16 protein-coding genes and 1 tRNA gene are annotated in these 12,837 nt (G+C 68.3%); 11 read left to right on the plus strand and 6 right to left on the minus strand.

Features of this window, described 5'->3' with window-relative positions:
* Positions 1–15: 15 nt before the first annotated feature.
* Together GA0070618_RS13940 and GA0070618_RS13945 are read right to left on the minus strand one after the other, a co-directional pair.
* Positions 16–588 (minus strand): GNAT family N-acetyltransferase, encoded by a 573-nt coding sequence (locus GA0070618_RS13940; RefSeq protein WP_211296293.1) that lies wholly within the window; start codon positions 586–588, stop codon positions 16–18.
* The gene (locus tag GA0070618_RS13945) at positions 588–1,082 is read right to left on the minus strand and encodes a YajQ family cyclic di-GMP-binding protein (RefSeq protein ID WP_088985513.1); all 495 of its coding nucleotides are present in this window, start codon (positions 1,080–1,082) and stop codon (positions 588–590) included. The genes GA0070618_RS13940 and GA0070618_RS13945 overlap by 1 nt, the downstream gene beginning before the upstream one ends.
* A 152-nt stretch (positions 1,083–1,234) precedes the next feature.
* Between GA0070618_RS13945 and GA0070618_RS13950 the strand changes: the two genes are divergently transcribed.
* From GA0070618_RS13950 to GA0070618_RS13960, 3 genes are all read left to right on the plus strand, one after another.
* Positions 1,235–1,318 (plus strand) — tRNA-Tyr (locus GA0070618_RS13950).
* Positions 1,319–2,430: 1,112 nt separating this feature from the next.
* Complete coding sequence (locus tag GA0070618_RS13955) at positions 2,431–2,829, plus strand: DUF3592 domain-containing protein (protein WP_088982025.1); 399 nt, start codon at positions 2,431–2,433, stop codon at positions 2,827–2,829.
* A gap of 247 nt (positions 2,830–3,076) precedes the next feature.
* Positions 3,077–3,637 carry a GNAT family N-acetyltransferase gene (locus GA0070618_RS13960; RefSeq protein ID WP_088982026.1) on the plus strand — a complete coding sequence of 187 codons (561 nt, stop codon included), beginning with the start codon at positions 3,077–3,079 and terminating at the stop codon, positions 3,635–3,637.
* Positions 3,638–4,318: 681 nt separating this feature from the next.
* Here the strand turns inward: GA0070618_RS13960 and GA0070618_RS13965 are convergent.
* Positions 4,319–4,687, minus strand: a complete 369-nt coding sequence (locus GA0070618_RS13965) for a YciI family protein (protein ID WP_088982027.1) — start codon at positions 4,685–4,687, stop codon at positions 4,319–4,321.
* A 315-nt stretch (positions 4,688–5,002) separates the two neighbouring features.
* On the opposite strand from GA0070618_RS13965, the gene GA0070618_RS13970 reads away from it, so the two are divergent.
* The 6 genes from GA0070618_RS13970 to GA0070618_RS13995 all read left to right on the plus strand — a co-directional run bounded on the left by GA0070618_RS13970 (position 5,003) and on the right by GA0070618_RS13995 (position 9,321).
* On the plus strand, positions 5,003–5,398 hold the full coding sequence (locus GA0070618_RS13970) for a site-specific integrase (RefSeq protein WP_143740243.1): 396 nt from the start codon (positions 5,003–5,005) through the stop codon (positions 5,396–5,398).
* 443 nt (positions 5,399–5,841) lie between these two features.
* On the plus strand, positions 5,842–6,372 hold the full coding sequence (locus tag GA0070618_RS13975; RefSeq protein ID WP_088982029.1) for a GNAT family N-acetyltransferase: 531 nt from the start codon (positions 5,842–5,844) through the stop codon (positions 6,370–6,372).
* Positions 6,373–6,547: 175 nt separating this feature from the next.
* On the plus strand, positions 6,548–7,441 hold the full coding sequence (locus tag GA0070618_RS13980; protein ID WP_088982030.1) for a phosphotransferase family protein: 894 nt from the start codon (positions 6,548–6,550) through the stop codon (positions 7,439–7,441).
* 61 nt (positions 7,442–7,502) lie between these two features.
* Complete coding sequence (locus GA0070618_RS13985) at positions 7,503–7,862, plus strand: ArsR/SmtB family transcription factor (RefSeq protein WP_088982031.1); 360 nt, start codon at positions 7,503–7,505, stop codon at positions 7,860–7,862.
* A 2-nt stretch (positions 7,863–7,864) separates the two neighbouring features.
* Complete coding sequence (locus GA0070618_RS13990; RefSeq protein ID WP_088985514.1) at positions 7,865–8,518, plus strand: methyltransferase family protein; 654 nt, start codon at positions 7,865–7,867, stop codon at positions 8,516–8,518.
* Between the two features lie 59 nt (positions 8,519–8,577).
* Positions 8,578–9,321: a class I SAM-dependent methyltransferase gene (locus GA0070618_RS13995; RefSeq protein ID WP_088985515.1), complete on the plus strand. Its 744-nt coding sequence runs from the start codon at positions 8,578–8,580 to the stop codon at positions 9,319–9,321.
* On the opposite strand, the gene GA0070618_RS14000 is transcribed toward GA0070618_RS13995, so the two are convergent.
* From GA0070618_RS14000 to GA0070618_RS14010, 3 genes are all read right to left on the minus strand, one after another.
* A complete protein-coding gene (locus tag GA0070618_RS14000; RefSeq protein ID WP_197701758.1) occupies positions 9,277–10,230 on the minus strand; it encodes a DMT family transporter in 954 nt (317 codons plus the stop codon). The two genes, GA0070618_RS13995 and GA0070618_RS14000, sit on opposite strands and share 45 nt — an antisense overlap.
* A gap of 122 nt (positions 10,231–10,352) precedes the next feature.
* Positions 10,353–10,799, minus strand: a complete 447-nt coding sequence (locus GA0070618_RS14005; protein ID WP_088982033.1) for an Rv0361 family membrane protein — start codon at positions 10,797–10,799, stop codon at positions 10,353–10,355.
* 34 nt (positions 10,800–10,833) lie between these two features.
* Positions 10,834–11,187: a winged helix-turn-helix transcriptional regulator gene (locus GA0070618_RS14010; RefSeq protein ID WP_088982034.1), complete on the minus strand. Its 354-nt coding sequence runs from the start codon at positions 11,185–11,187 to the stop codon at positions 10,834–10,836.
* 127 nt (positions 11,188–11,314) lie between these two features.
* Between GA0070618_RS14010 and GA0070618_RS14015 the strand changes: the two genes are divergently transcribed.
* Both GA0070618_RS14015 and GA0070618_RS33470 read left to right on the plus strand, forming a co-directional pair.
* Positions 11,315–12,175, plus strand: coding sequence for an SDR family oxidoreductase (locus GA0070618_RS14015; RefSeq protein ID WP_088982035.1), 861 nt, complete (start codon positions 11,315–11,317; stop codon positions 12,173–12,175).
* A gap of 472 nt (positions 12,176–12,647) precedes the next feature.
* Entirely contained in the window at positions 12,648–12,800 is a 153-nt protein-coding gene (locus GA0070618_RS33470; protein WP_157748944.1) for a hypothetical protein, read from the plus strand.
* Positions 12,801–12,837: the final 37 nt, after the last annotated feature.

Here is a 12,837-nt window from a genome sequence, read left to right on the forward strand (position 1 = left end):
TACGCCGGGGACGGGTCAGCCCCGCAGGTCGATCCGCCAGTGGTGGACGCGGAAGACCCGTCCCCGGAACGGCCACTCCCGCTCGCCGAGCGAGGTGAAACCGAGGGCCCGGCAGATGCCGTTCGAGGGGACGTTGCCGACGTCTGGGAAGGCGTGCACCACGCCCCACCGGTCGTCCGAGGCGGCCAGGTCGAGCAGGCTCCGGACGGCGCGCCGGGCGAGTCCGCGTCCCTGGTGTTCGGGAAGCACCATCCAGCCGATCTCCGCCCCGGGCTCCCCGTCGACCTCGTGCGGCGAGAGCGTCACCGTGCCGGCCACCGTGCCCGCCCCGGGCTCCCCGTCGACCTCGTGCGGCAAGAGCGTCACCGTGCCGGCCACCGTGCCCGCCCCGGGGGAGTCGACGACGATCATCTTGATCAGGCTGGTGCCGCCGGTAGCCAGTTCGACGTCCCGGGCCACCTGGGCCTCCACCCGGTCCCGGGGGAACGGCCCACCGAGGTGGGCCGTCATCGCCGGATCGCAACGCATCCGGACGTACGCCTCCACGTCGTCCACCTCGACATCGCGGAGCCGCACGTCGGAGACCATCAGCGGTAGTTGGTGAACTGGAGTGCGACCCCGAAGTCCTCGGCCTTGAGCAGGGCGATGACCGCCTGGAGGTCGTCCTTCTTCTTACCGGTGACCCGGAGCTGGTCGCCCTGGATCTGCGCCTGGACGCCCTTCGGCCCCTCGTCCCGGATCTTCTTGCTGATCGCCTTGGCCTTGTCCGAGTCGATGCCCTGGATCACCTTGCAGTCGATCTTGAAGACCTTGCCCGAGGAACGCGGGTCACCGGCGTCCAGCGACTTCATCGAGATGTTTCGCTTGACCAGCTTCTCCTTGAAGACGTCCAGCGCGGCGCGGACCCGCTCCTCGGTCTCTGCCTGGAGGCTGATCGCCTCCTCGCCCGACCAGGAGATCTCCGCGCCGGTGCCCCGGAAGTCGAACCGCGTCGCGAGTTCCTTCTCCGCCTGGCGGAGGGCGTTGTCGACCTCCTGACGGTCGACCTTGCTGACGATGTCGAACGACGGGTTGGCTGCCATGCTCATGCTCCTGCTTGTCCGGCTGTCCTGCTTGACGGTTGCGGTCGTCCTCGACCAGCGGTACGGCCCCCTGACCGTACCCGGTTGCACGGACCCCGGGTGGAGCCGCTATCCTTGCTCCGCTACCGCGTTACGGCGCGGTGGGGTGCCCTGGCGGGTTGCCCGAGCGGCCAATGGGAGCGGACTGTAAATCCGTCGCGAAAGCTACAGAGGTTCGAATCCTCTACCCGCCACCAGGTGCACAAATAGGCCCCTGACCAGCATGAACGCCGGTCAGGGGCCTATTTGGTTGAGTCCAGCGGAGTCCAGCTAGATCCGGTGTCTGATGGGCGTCCACGGGAACCTGGCGGGAACGCTGATGTTGGTTGTGGGCTACTGCTGCGGTTGCTCCTCGGGGCAGAGATCGGCCCGGACATGCGTGCCACACCACGGCGGTAGCTCGGCCGACCAGACACGCCACCCGCCGGCATCCCGCCGTGTCTCCCACCGCCACGGGTGCGCCGTACCGGCCATCGCTGACGGCCCGTCCCCACCAGACCCCGCGCACCTGCGCGACGACCAGGGCGCGATCCTCGGAACGCTCGTCGACGACCAGGCGGCCGACCGTTTCCACCTTCGAGGGCGGACGCCCGGTGCTCTCCATCGCGGCCCGGTACTTCTGCCACTGGTCGCGCAACTCGTCGTGCCGCTCGTCGGCCAGCACCCGCGACAACCCGATGCGCTTGCCCGCGCTGAGCTGGAGAACCCACACGGTCACCGCAGCCTCGGGGGTGGCCCTCTGCGCGCTCGGCGTCCGACTGCACTCGACCGGCCACCACAGCCGCCGTGGTCAGCAGGGAGGCGCACACCACGGCCACCGCCACGGCGGCCACCACCGGCCAACGTCGGCGCGGCCGGAACGGCTGAACCCGCTGATCCGGCACGCTCGCCGGTACACCCTCCCCCAAGATCACCTAGGCACGATAGATCGACTAGTTGGCTCTCGTGTCGCGGAGCCTGCCCCCGGCGGACACCGCCGCAGCCCCAACCACCCACGGACCGCAAGATGCCGATGGCCCTCAGCCATCCCGGAGCCTGAGGCCCCCGCCGGAGGCGCTTTGACCTGGCGTACGACTCGCTCGCGCTTGCCGGCCAGCCCTGAAAGACCTGCCACGAACGCTTGCGGCAGTGGACAGCAGAGCCGGCTCGGCGGCATGCGTTGTAGGTCGTGAATGGGAGGCCTGCTGGCGTCGCAATCTCCGGCTCGACACGGTAAGTGATCGGCATCTAACATCACAGTATTCAGTGGAGGGGCGGGACATGGCAGTAGCTGCGGTTCCGTCAGCGCCATGACTCCGAGGGGGTCCCGATGTTCCAAACCCTGCTGGCTGGGGTCTTCGGTTGCCTGTTCTTGTACGGGGGGATCAGGGGGGAAATTGACTCAATCCGGTTGCATCGGCGCGGGAAGCGTGCGGACGGAGTGTTCGTCGGACGGGTCGATGCGTCGATCCGTCCGGGCGTGCAAAGTCGTGCGGGGGAGTTCCAGTTTGTTACGGCGGATGGCCAGGAGGTAACGGCAACTAGTTCGTTCTCCTCGTTTCCAGGCCCTAAGCCGGGTCGCCGGGTAAAGGTCATCTACGACCCGAATCACCCGCATGACACCGCCGAACGCGTCGCCGTCCACTGGGGGAAGATGACGTTTCTCGCACCGCTGTTTATGCTGCTTGGCGGCGGCATGGTGGCCGTCGCCCTAAACGGGCTCCTCTGATGAGCCGCGCCTGGGCGTGACCGGCCGCCAGGCCGCACGCGCGCCCCGGCGGCGGGCCGCAGGCCCGCCCTTGACCAAGTAAAGAAAGTCTGAACACAGTACGCTCCGGCCAGGTGTCGGACTCCGGTTGATGCGTTACACCCTGGCTCCACTTGAGCCGTGACAGCCGAGGCATGCCGCATGTTGTCGTCGGAGGGTGACACCCGCTGGCGCGCCTGCGGCGCATCATGCTCGATAATGCGCCGCGATGAATCTACGCACGCCACGGCTGCTGCTACGTGACTTCCGAGCAGAAGACCAACCGGCCGTTCACGCCTACGCCAGCGACCCGGATGTCACTCGGTACACCGAGTGGGGGCCGGACACACTCAACGACACCGCCGCATTCCTAGTTCAGGCGGTGCGGGACGCCCAGGTGTTACCGAGGACGAGGTTCGCACTTGCCGTCATCCGCCGCGACGACGAGGTTCTCATCGGTTCGGTCGAGCTGCGCGTTACCAACGAGGTCCATCGCCGGGGCGAAATGGGATACGTGCTGGCCCGCCCGCACTGGGGGCACGGTCTGGCCACCGAGGCCGCTGCCGCAGTGCTGCGCCTGGGACTCGACACGCTCGGCCTACATAAGATCACGGCTACCTGCGACCCGGACAACACCGCCTCTGCCCGTGTCCTGGCAAAGATTGGGATGCGTCGTGAAGGACGACTCCACGACCACCTGCACATCGGAGGCCGTTGGCGCGACCGCTTGTTTTTCGCCGCGATAGCCGGACGCGCACCACGACCCGGGGACGGGTTTGAAATCGTCTAGCCCGACGTGTCACCGATCATGTGACACCGATCTGTAACGCATCAACTGGAGCCGGACATACGCTCCGGCCAGGGTAAGCAGGAACAAGCAAAGCGCCCGCCGGCATGAAGGCATCCGACGGGCACGCACGGGTAACCACCTATTGCGGCAATCCCGGTTTGAGGTAAGAAACAAGAGCGTTGACCCTTGCAACGATAAATTCGTGCCGGCTCTGTCGCTCCACTATGTCGTTATGGTAATCCTGAGCCGTAACCTGCGCCTTGTGCTTCCGGTAAAGAAGACTCGGCTCCCAAATGAACCATCCGTCAGCGAAGGCGTTAGCCGCAGCAGCTTGGCTGCGCGGCAGCCGATCGCCCCAACCTCGACGGGAAGCAACCCCGATGGCGATCGTCCCGCCTCAGCCCCTTACGCCTTTGGTGTTCCGTCAGCGTGGCCGGCCGGCCCGGCCGATGCCGGCCGGAGGTCGCCAGCAGGCCGGGGCCGGGCCGGCGCGGCCCGCTTGCGGGCCGCCTTGATTCTTAAGAGGCCAATTCGGCAACGCCAGACCAACACATTGTCCTCCGTCGACTGATGTGCGACAGTCGTCCGCCAGGTGACCTGCAACATGTCGAGCACGGATCGCGGCATGTGCGTGCGTTCGGGACCGCTCGCACTGGGCGTCGTCTAGGTCCGCTCTGATAGCTACGCGGTCTGCTGCTCCCTCGCGCGTTTGACCACTCCACCGCTGTGGACCGGTCGCACCTCCACACCGCCGCCCTGGCGAAGCACGGGGTTGGTGCCCGCGATGGCCAGCGCCGCGTCCAGGTCTGGTGCCTCGATGACGTAGAAGCCGGCGACGATCTCCCGAGAGTCGAGGAACGGCCCTTCGGTGGTCGAGTCCGCCCGCAGCGACATCGCCATGTCACGCGGTGTCAGCGCGTATGCCATGAGCATCGAGTCATCGGCCACCAGCTCGTCAGCGTGCTGGTCGCACGACTCGGTGTCGGCTGCGGTGGCCTCCGGTGCGTGGGCGGAGTCGTTGGCGTAGATCAGGACAGCGTACTGAGCCACGGCGGCTCTCCTCTCAAGGACGACTCGCTGCCGCCAGTCCTACCACTGACGACTGACGCAACACCGTGGCACCCTGCCGCAGAGAGCGTCTACGGCGCCCATGAACTCGCTCAGACCAACGACCGCACATCGGCAGACCGCGCGTTGGCCCGTCAGGTGGTCAGCGGGTTTCTAGGCCGTCGCGCATCAGCTGGCGGAGACCTGTCGCGCATGTGTTGCCGGATCACACAGACCCAACACCATCCGGTGCAAGCGCCCTGCTCCGTGTGACGTCCTGGTCCTCGTGTACGGCGGGCTGCGGATCGGGGAAGCCCTGTGTCTGCGGTGGCGCCATGTCGACTGGTTGATGGCCGGATGATCGTCGCTGAGTCGGTCGCGCAGCTTCCCGGCGGACCGGTCGTCGACACGCCGAAGAGTCACCAGCGGCGGGAGCTGGCCCTACCGGCGTTTGTGGTCGACCGGCTCCGTCAGCGCTTGGCCGACCTGCCCCAGCACCCTGACACCTTCCTGTTCCCCGGTCGTCAGCAGCGGACCGCCGATCGGCCGCAGGGCTGCAACGGCTGGAAGTACCGCTTCGACCGGGCGGTGGAGCGTGCCGGCTTGACCGACCTCATCCCGCACGATCTCCGGGGGCGCGCGGTGGCTGGGTCGCGGACTCTCACGGCGCCCTCGTCGCCGCTCGTCGTCTCGGCCACTCGAACGTCAGCGTGACCACGCGGCACTACGCCCGTGCTGTCGATGGTCGGGATGCCGATGTGGCGCGGTTCCTCGATCGGGCATGCAACGGGCACGTGGGGGAGTCGGGAGATGCTGACTCCTCGCCGGACCGGCGCTGACCTGGGCATCCTGTTGGCCGACATTGTGGATACGGGCGAATCTGTAAATCCGTCGTGAAAGCTACAGAGGTTCGAATCCTCTACCCGCCACCAGGTGCAAAACGAGGCCCTTGACCAGCGAGAATGCCGGTCAGGGGCCTCGTTTGCAAGTCTCACTCCAGTCCCGCTCCAACCCGTTCGGTCTCGCTGGCGTGTCGCATACGTATCGTTGTCGGCCAGCCAGGGGAACCGCCCTCAGGAGTTCCGCCACGGCTGCGACGCGATGAACGACATCGGGACGCGCTGGGATGTCCCGAGGTTCCCCGATACCATCCGATCATGGTGGACTGGGTGCGCCTGCAACTGAACGTGGACGAATTCAACGACGGGGATTTCGGGCCATACCTGCATGGGGCACGAGAGTCGGGTATCGAGTTCACCACGTTCGCCGAGGTCGGCGACTCGGCCGGCCACCGGCGGGCGTTGTACGACCTGAACAAGACCTGCTCGGCTGACATCCCGGAGCGCGGCGAGTTTTACACGTACGACGAGTACGTCTCGCGGCGCATCGACGTGCCGAGCTTCCGCGCGGACGGAGTCATGCTCGCGATTCGCGATGGCGTGTGGATCGGAATGTCTGCGACCTCATTGCATCCGGCCCAGGGGTACGCGTTCAGCGAGATGACGGGTGTGCTCGCGCCTTACCGCGGCCAAGGCCTGTCGCTGGCGCTGAAACTCCTCGCGATCCGGTTCGTCCGCTCTTCGGGCTACCGGCGGCTCGTGGCGTTCCACCACCCGCGCAATGTGTCCGCTATCGCAATGAACCGGCGCCTCGGTTTCGTCGAGGAGGCCAGCGGGAGGCCCGAATGATCCGTCGTTCGATCGGACCAGGAGGCGGTGACGCCTCGCCAGCGACCTCGTGGGCGTGGGCAGGCGGTGGGCGGTTGACCGGCTGGTGTCCGCCTGGCGGAAGCAACCGCAGTCGGTGGCGCTGACCAGGGCAAGGTCATAGCCGGCGTACGACGGCTCGTGCAGTATTGGCGCGGTGACCAAGTCGCAGCCTCCTTCGTCAGCCCTCGCGTGGGCTGCGGAGGTCGCCGGTCCGGGTGCCTGCGCGTACACCGTTCGGCGACTCACCGGCGGCACCCACGCGGCCACTTACCTACTGCGGACCGAGCGTCCGACGGGGGAGATGGTGCTGCGCAGGTTCCCGCCGGGCGACGACGCCGCTGCCCGGGAAGCCGGCGTGCTGGCAGCTCTCGACGGCCTGGACGGCTGGGCTCCGAGGCTCTTGGACGCCGACCCCGCCGGTCGTCGATTCGGTGAACCGGCCCTCCTGGTCGCCCGGCTGCCCGGCCGTGCCGACATCACGTCGGTCTCCGCTCAGACTGCGGCCGAACAGTTGGGACGAGTCCTGGCCCGCATCCACGCCGTGCCGCTCACCCGCCTTACCGCGCTCCGCGACGGCATGGCAGCAGCATCCGCTTCGTCCCCTGCCGGCGTCGGCGCGGGGCCTGCCGCATCGATCCTGGCTGCCCATGGTGATCGTCTTGCCGGTCAGAGACCCGTTCTGACGCACTACGACTTCTGGTCCGGCAATGTCCTGTGGGAACAGAAGGTGATCACTGGCGTCGTCGACTGGTCGGGGGCCGCACGGGCGCCGCGTGGCCTCGACGTGAGCTGGTGCCGGCTTGATCTGCGTCTGCTGCACGGCCCGGACTCGGCGGAGATGTTCCTGAGGGCGTACGAGCAAGCAGCAGAAGCGGTGCCCGACCTGGCGTTGTGGGACCTGTTCGCTGTCCAGAACTCGTACCGCAGCGTCGAGACCTGGCTTCCCAACTATCACGATCTTGGCCGCACCGATCTGACCGCAGCCGACCTGCGCGAGCGTCACACCAGCTGGACGCAGGAGTGCCTCGCCCGCTACCGGACGCAATAGCGTCGAGCGGTGACGCCGCCTCGGATGAAAACCCATCGCCAATCTCGGCTATCATCGCCCTGTGGCGATTAGTCGTGCGGATGGTCTGACTCCGGCTGTGGCGTTGTTCCGGTCCCTCGGCGACCCGACCCGGCTGGCGATCCTGCGCCGGATCGCGTCGGGCGAGGCGCGGGTGGTGGACCTGACCAGCGAGTTGGGTCTGGCGCAGTCGACGGTGTCGAAGCACCTGGCGTGTCTTCGTGACTGCGGTCTGATCGACTACCGGGTGGAGGGTCGCCAGTCGTTCTACGCACTGACCCGACCCGAACTGCTGGACCTGCTGCGGTCGGCGGAACAGGTGTTGGCCGCGACGGGGGCGGCGGTCGCGCTCTGCCCGGTCTACGGAACCCCGGCTGACTCCGCCACGGAGGGGAGGGCGTGACGGTGGCCTGGCTCGCGCTCCTGCTCTACCTGCTCGGACTGCTGCTCGCCTTCGGCTGGCGCACGCTGACGCAGTGGCGGAGCACAGGTGACACCGGTCTGCGCCTCGACGCCGGTCCGCCCGGCACCCTGCGATGGTGGGCCAAGCTACTGTTCGTCGCCGCGCTCCTGCTGGGCTTCGCCGGGCCGGTGGCTGCCCTCGCCGGCCTGTCGCCGCTGCCCGGCCTCGATCACCGCCCCCTGCACGTCGTCGGCCTGCTCCTCACCGTCGCCGGCATCGGCGCGGCGCTCGCCGCCCAGCTCGCCATGGGTGCCTCGTGGCGTATCGGCGTCGACCCGACCGAACACACCAGCCTGGTGACGGGCGGCCCGTTCGCGCTCGCCCGGAACCCCATCTTCACCGCCATGGCGGCCACCACGCTCGGACTGGCCCTGATGGTGCCCAACGCCGTGGCGCTCGCCGCCTGGCTGGTACTGGTCCTGGCGCTGCAACTACAGGTCCGAGCCGTCGAGGAGCCCTACCTGATGAGCGTCCACGGTACGGACTACGTACGGTATGCCGCCCGGGTCGGCCGCTTCCTGCCCGGCCTCGGCCGGATCAGGCCCCAGGACAGGAGCCCGAGCCGTACCGGATCGTCTTCCTCCAGAGCGGGATAGCGAACCGGGGACCCGAAAATCGGTGGACGTCGTATCCAGGTTGGACAATGGTCGACGGTATGCGACAAGAGGACATCTGGGACGTCGAGGCCGCTCGCGGCTACGACACGCCCGGCACCGGCATGTTCGCCCCCGAGGTGCTCGGCCCGACCGTCGACCGCCTCGCCGAACTGGCCGACGGTGGCCGGGCGCTGGAGTTCGCCGTCGGCACCGGCCGGGTGGCCATCCCGCTCGCCGAACGGGGAGTGTCCGTCACCGGTATCGAGCTGTCCCGCCCGATGCTCGACCAACTGCGGACGAAGGTGGACGAGGCGACGGTCCCTGTGGTCGTCGGCGACATGGCGACCACCGTCGCGCCGGGCGAATTCTCGCTGGTCTACCTGGTCTTCAACACGATCTCCAATCTGCTCATACAGGCCGAGCAGGTCGCATGCTTCCGCAACGCCGCCCGGCACCTCAGCCCGGGAGGGCGGTTCGTGATCGAGTTGTGGGTGCCGGAGCTGCGCAAGCTTCCGCCGGGTCAGTCGGCCACGGTCTGGCTCTCCGAGTCCGACTACATCGGCCTGGACACGTACGACGTGCTCCACCAGCAGGTCGTCTCGCACCACTTCCGGTTCGGGGCGGGGCGGGAGGCGAAGCTGTACCGCAGCCCGCACCGTTACATCTGGCCCGCCGAGCTGGACCTGATGGCGCAACTGGCCGGTTTCGAGTTGGAGAGCCGGCACGCGGACTGGGACTCCACCGAGTTCACCGCCGAGTCACGTTCGCACGTCTCCGTCTACCGTCTTCCGGCGGCCGACTGACCGTACGCCGATGCCGCCTGTCGCCCTGCGGGCGAGGACGACGCCGAGGAGGACCAGGACGACGCCGGCCAGGATGGCCGGGGTGACGACCTCGTCCACGACGAGCCAGCCCAGGCCGACGGCGACCAGCGGCAGCAGGTACCCGACGACGGAGGCGGCCGTCGCGCCCTCGTCGGCGATGATCCGGTAGTTCAGCACGTAGGCCGCGCCGGTGCCGAGGAGGCCGAGCACGACCAGGCTCACCACCGCGTCCCACCGCCAGGTGGGCGGCTCCAGCCCGGCGAACGGCATCGCCAGGGCGAGCAGGACGGTGGCCGCGCCGAGCTGGCTCGCCGACAGCATGAGCGGACTGATCCCGCGACCGGCCAGGTGACGGCCCATGTAGACGTAACTGATGCCGTAGCTGGCGGCAGCGGCGAGACAGGCGAGCCCACCCCAGCTCGCGATCTCGTTCGCGGACTTCCACGGCGAGAAGATGACGACGACACCGAGGAACCCGAGCGCGAACCCGCCCGCCTTCGTCCAGCTCACCGACCGGTCCACTCCGACCAGGAACGCCAGGAGGAGAGTCCACAGCGGAGTGGTGGCGTTCAGCACCCCGGCGACGTTCGACCCGATGGTCTCCTCCGCGACGCCGAACAGCACGTAGGGGATCGCGTTGGCGAGCAGCGCGGCGACGGCCAGGTGTCCCCACAACCGCCAGCCGCGCGGAAACTCCAGGCCCCGGGCCAGGGCGAGCGGCGCGAGGACGACGAAGCCGAGCAGGAGCCGGGCGAAGACGATCTGCACCGGGTTGAAGTCGCGTAGGGCCAGCTTGATCCAGAGGAAGCTCGACCCCCACAGCAGCGCCAGCGCCGCCATCCGGGCCAGACCAGCCCGGCTGACGGCCTGATGGTCAATGCCCGGCAAACCCCTGCTCCTCAAAATGCGGTAACAGGGGTCCCCTGCTACCAAGCGTCCCCTGGCCGGCGGCACTGCTATCGACGCTGCTACTACTGGGCACTGCCAGCGGCACTGCTACCAACCTGTTGCTACTGGCAGACGCGCCAGGTGCCGTCCTCCTTGACCAGCCGGAAGAGCTGGGTGGTCTCGGTGCCGTTCTCCTGGGTCAGCCGGACGGTCGCGGAACCCTCGGTCCGGCCGTTGGTGCTGGTGACGTTCACGCCGGTGATCTCGTATTCGCGCAGGCGGGGCTGGGCCGCCTGCATCCGGGTGAAGTCGGCCTCGCTGATCCGGCTCCGGGTCGGCGCGCAGAGCTGCCCGTAGGCGGCCGAGTGGTCGCCACGCCGCATCGCGTCGAGGTACGTGGTGGCGCTGTCCGAGGCCGGTCCGACCGCGTCCTTGACGGTGCGGTAGAGCCAGAAGCCGCCGATCGAACCGCCGAGGCAGCAGAGGACGAGGACCACGCCGACGACGATGAGGATGGTCCGCGTGGTGCGGCGGGGAGCGGAGGGGGCCGGAACCGGCTGGTATGCCATGGCCACGAGGGTAGGGAGCGGGCGCCAGCGCAGGTCAGCGGGCGTCGTAGCGGGCTCGGGCGGCCTCGATCTCGCCCAGGTGACCGGTCGCCCACGCCTCCAGACCGGCGACCAGGTCGACCAGGCTGCGGCCGAGGTCGGTCAACTCGTAGTCGACGCGGGGCGGCACGGTGGCGTGCACCGTGCGGGTGACCAGCCCGTCGCGTTCCAGGCCCCGCAGCGTCTGGGTGAGCATCTTCTGGCTGACGCCGTCGATGCGCTGGGCCAGTTCGCCGTAGCGCTTCCCGCTATGGGCGAGGGTGAGCACGACCAGCACGCTCCACCGGTCGCCGATCCGGTCGAGGACCTGCCGGCTGCCGCAGTTCCGCTGGTAGGGATCCGGTTCCACGTCTTTACTCTCTCTCAGAAAGTAGGTTACTTCAAGGTGCCTACTCTCCAACGGGAAGTAAGGCGAAGGTCTTCCCGTTGGGGCCAGGTGACACAGGTCGGACCCGGATTTTCAGAGGAGAGAGCACATGTCCATCGTCGTCACCGGTGCCACCGGTCACCTCGGCCGTCTCGCCGTTGAGTCGCTGCTGCGACGCGGCGTACCGGCGGACCAGATCGTCGCCCTCGGCCGGAACGTGTCCCGCCTCGCCGACCTCGAAGCACGTGGCGTGGTGGCGCGGGCGGCCGACTACGGCGACCCCGCGTCGCTGCGGGCCGCGTTCGTCGGCGCGGAGAAGCTGCTGTTCGTCTCCGGCAGTGAGGCCGGGCGGCGGGGGCCCCAGCACCACAACGTGGTCACCGCCGCACGGGAGGCCGGCGTCGGGCTGGTCGCCTACACCAGCATCGTGAAGGCCGACACCTCCAGCCTCCTGCTCGCCGCCGAGCACCTGGCCACCGAGCGGGAACTGGCCGCGTCCGGTCTGCCGTACGTGCTGCTGCGCAACGGCTGGTACCTGGAGAACTACACCGGCCAGCTCGCCACGTACCTCCAGCACGGGGTCCTCGGCGCGGCGCGCGACGGCCGGGTCAGTGCCGCCGCCCGCGCGGACTACGCCGAGGCCGCCGCCACCGTGCTGGCCACCGAGGGGCACGCCGGCCGGGTGTACGAGCTGGGTGGCGCGCCGTTCACGATGGCCGACCTGGCCGCCGAGGTGTCCCGGCAGAGCGGGCGGGACGTCGCGTACACCGACCTGCCGGTGGAGAAGTACACCGAGATCCTGGTTGGCGCGGGCCTGCCCGAGTCGTACGCAGCGGTTCTCGCCGACGCCGACCGGGGACTGGCGGCCGGCGACCTGTACGTCGACGGCGACGACCTGCGGGCGCTGATCGGCCGGGAGCCGACCTTGCTCGCCGAGGCGGTCGGCGCCGCGTTGCCGTCGGCGCGGTAGTGCACTGTGGCCACCCGTCCTTCCTCGACGGGTGGCGCACTGCCCACTGTGGCGGCGTCGGGACGCAGCGTGGCGCTGATGTGGAAGTTTTGCCGGCGCGATGGGCATTTGCCGGGCCAGTTCCCGGTACCCCAATTCCCATCGTTCGACACTCCTCTATTTTTGTCGCTCCTGGGGGCTAGGGTTGAAGGTGCATCCTGGCAGGTGGGGGTGGGTGTGCGAATGGAGGCGATCTTGGGGATTGATGACGAATCACGTACTGCGGCAACATGAGCGGGAAGGTGCAGATGGTGAGATGAACGCCGAAACCAGGGGTAGCTATTCGGAGTCGGGGTAGGTACGAACGGTCCGAAACTGGCCTATCCCCGGTGGGCCCGTTCCCACGCCCCTTTGCTCGATCGGACCTCTGTGGCACGATCGTGGAACCTCCTCCATCCGTCTCCCCCTCACCCCTGTTGACAGGAGCGCACTGATGTCTGGTCGGAAGCCCTTCCGGTTCGCCGCAGTCATGGCGCTGATGGTTTTTGCCCTGGCCGCCGCCGGCTTCTCCGGCGCCAACAACAACGCCGGCACCGACTCCGACTTCGAGTGGAGCGCCCCGGTGGTCAACGTCCTCGCCCCCTGAGGCCGGTCCGACGCCGTCGGGAGATCGCTGGTCGGAG

The sequence above is a fragment of the Micromonospora echinospora genome, assembly GCF_900091495.1.
Taxonomy (GTDB): Bacteria; Actinomycetota; Actinomycetes; order Mycobacteriales; family Micromonosporaceae; genus Micromonospora; species Micromonospora echinospora.

Excerpts from the sequence above, each read along its gene's own strand:
- GA0070618_RS13940 (WP_211296293.1), bottom strand. The coding sequence starts at position 588 with ATGGTCTCCGACGTGCGGCTCCGCGATGTCGAGGTGGACGACGTGGAG.
- GA0070618_RS13945 (WP_088985513.1), bottom strand. The coding sequence starts at position 1,082 with ATGGCAGCCAACCCGTCGTTCGACATCGTCAGCAAGGTCGACCGTCAG.
- GA0070618_RS13955 (WP_088982025.1), top strand. The coding sequence starts at position 2,431 with ATGTTCCAAACCCTGCTGGCTGGGGTCTTCGGTTGCCTGTTCTTGTAC.
- GA0070618_RS13960 (WP_088982026.1), top strand. The coding sequence starts at position 3,077 with ATGAATCTACGCACGCCACGGCTGCTGCTACGTGACTTCCGAGCAGAA.
- GA0070618_RS13975 (WP_088982029.1), top strand. The coding sequence starts at position 5,842 with ATGGTGGACTGGGTGCGCCTGCAACTGAACGTGGACGAATTCAACGAC.
- GA0070618_RS13995 (WP_088985515.1), top strand. The coding sequence starts at position 8,578 with ATGCGACAAGAGGACATCTGGGACGTCGAGGCCGCTCGCGGCTACGAC.
- GA0070618_RS14005 (WP_088982033.1), bottom strand. The coding sequence starts at position 10,799 with ATGGCATACCAGCCGGTTCCGGCCCCCTCCGCTCCCCGCCGCACCACG.
- GA0070618_RS14015 (WP_088982035.1), top strand. The coding sequence starts at position 11,315 with ATGTCCATCGTCGTCACCGGTGCCACCGGTCACCTCGGCCGTCTCGCC.
- GA0070618_RS33470 (WP_157748944.1), top strand. The coding sequence starts at position 12,648 with ATGTCTGGTCGGAAGCCCTTCCGGTTCGCCGCAGTCATGGCGCTGATG.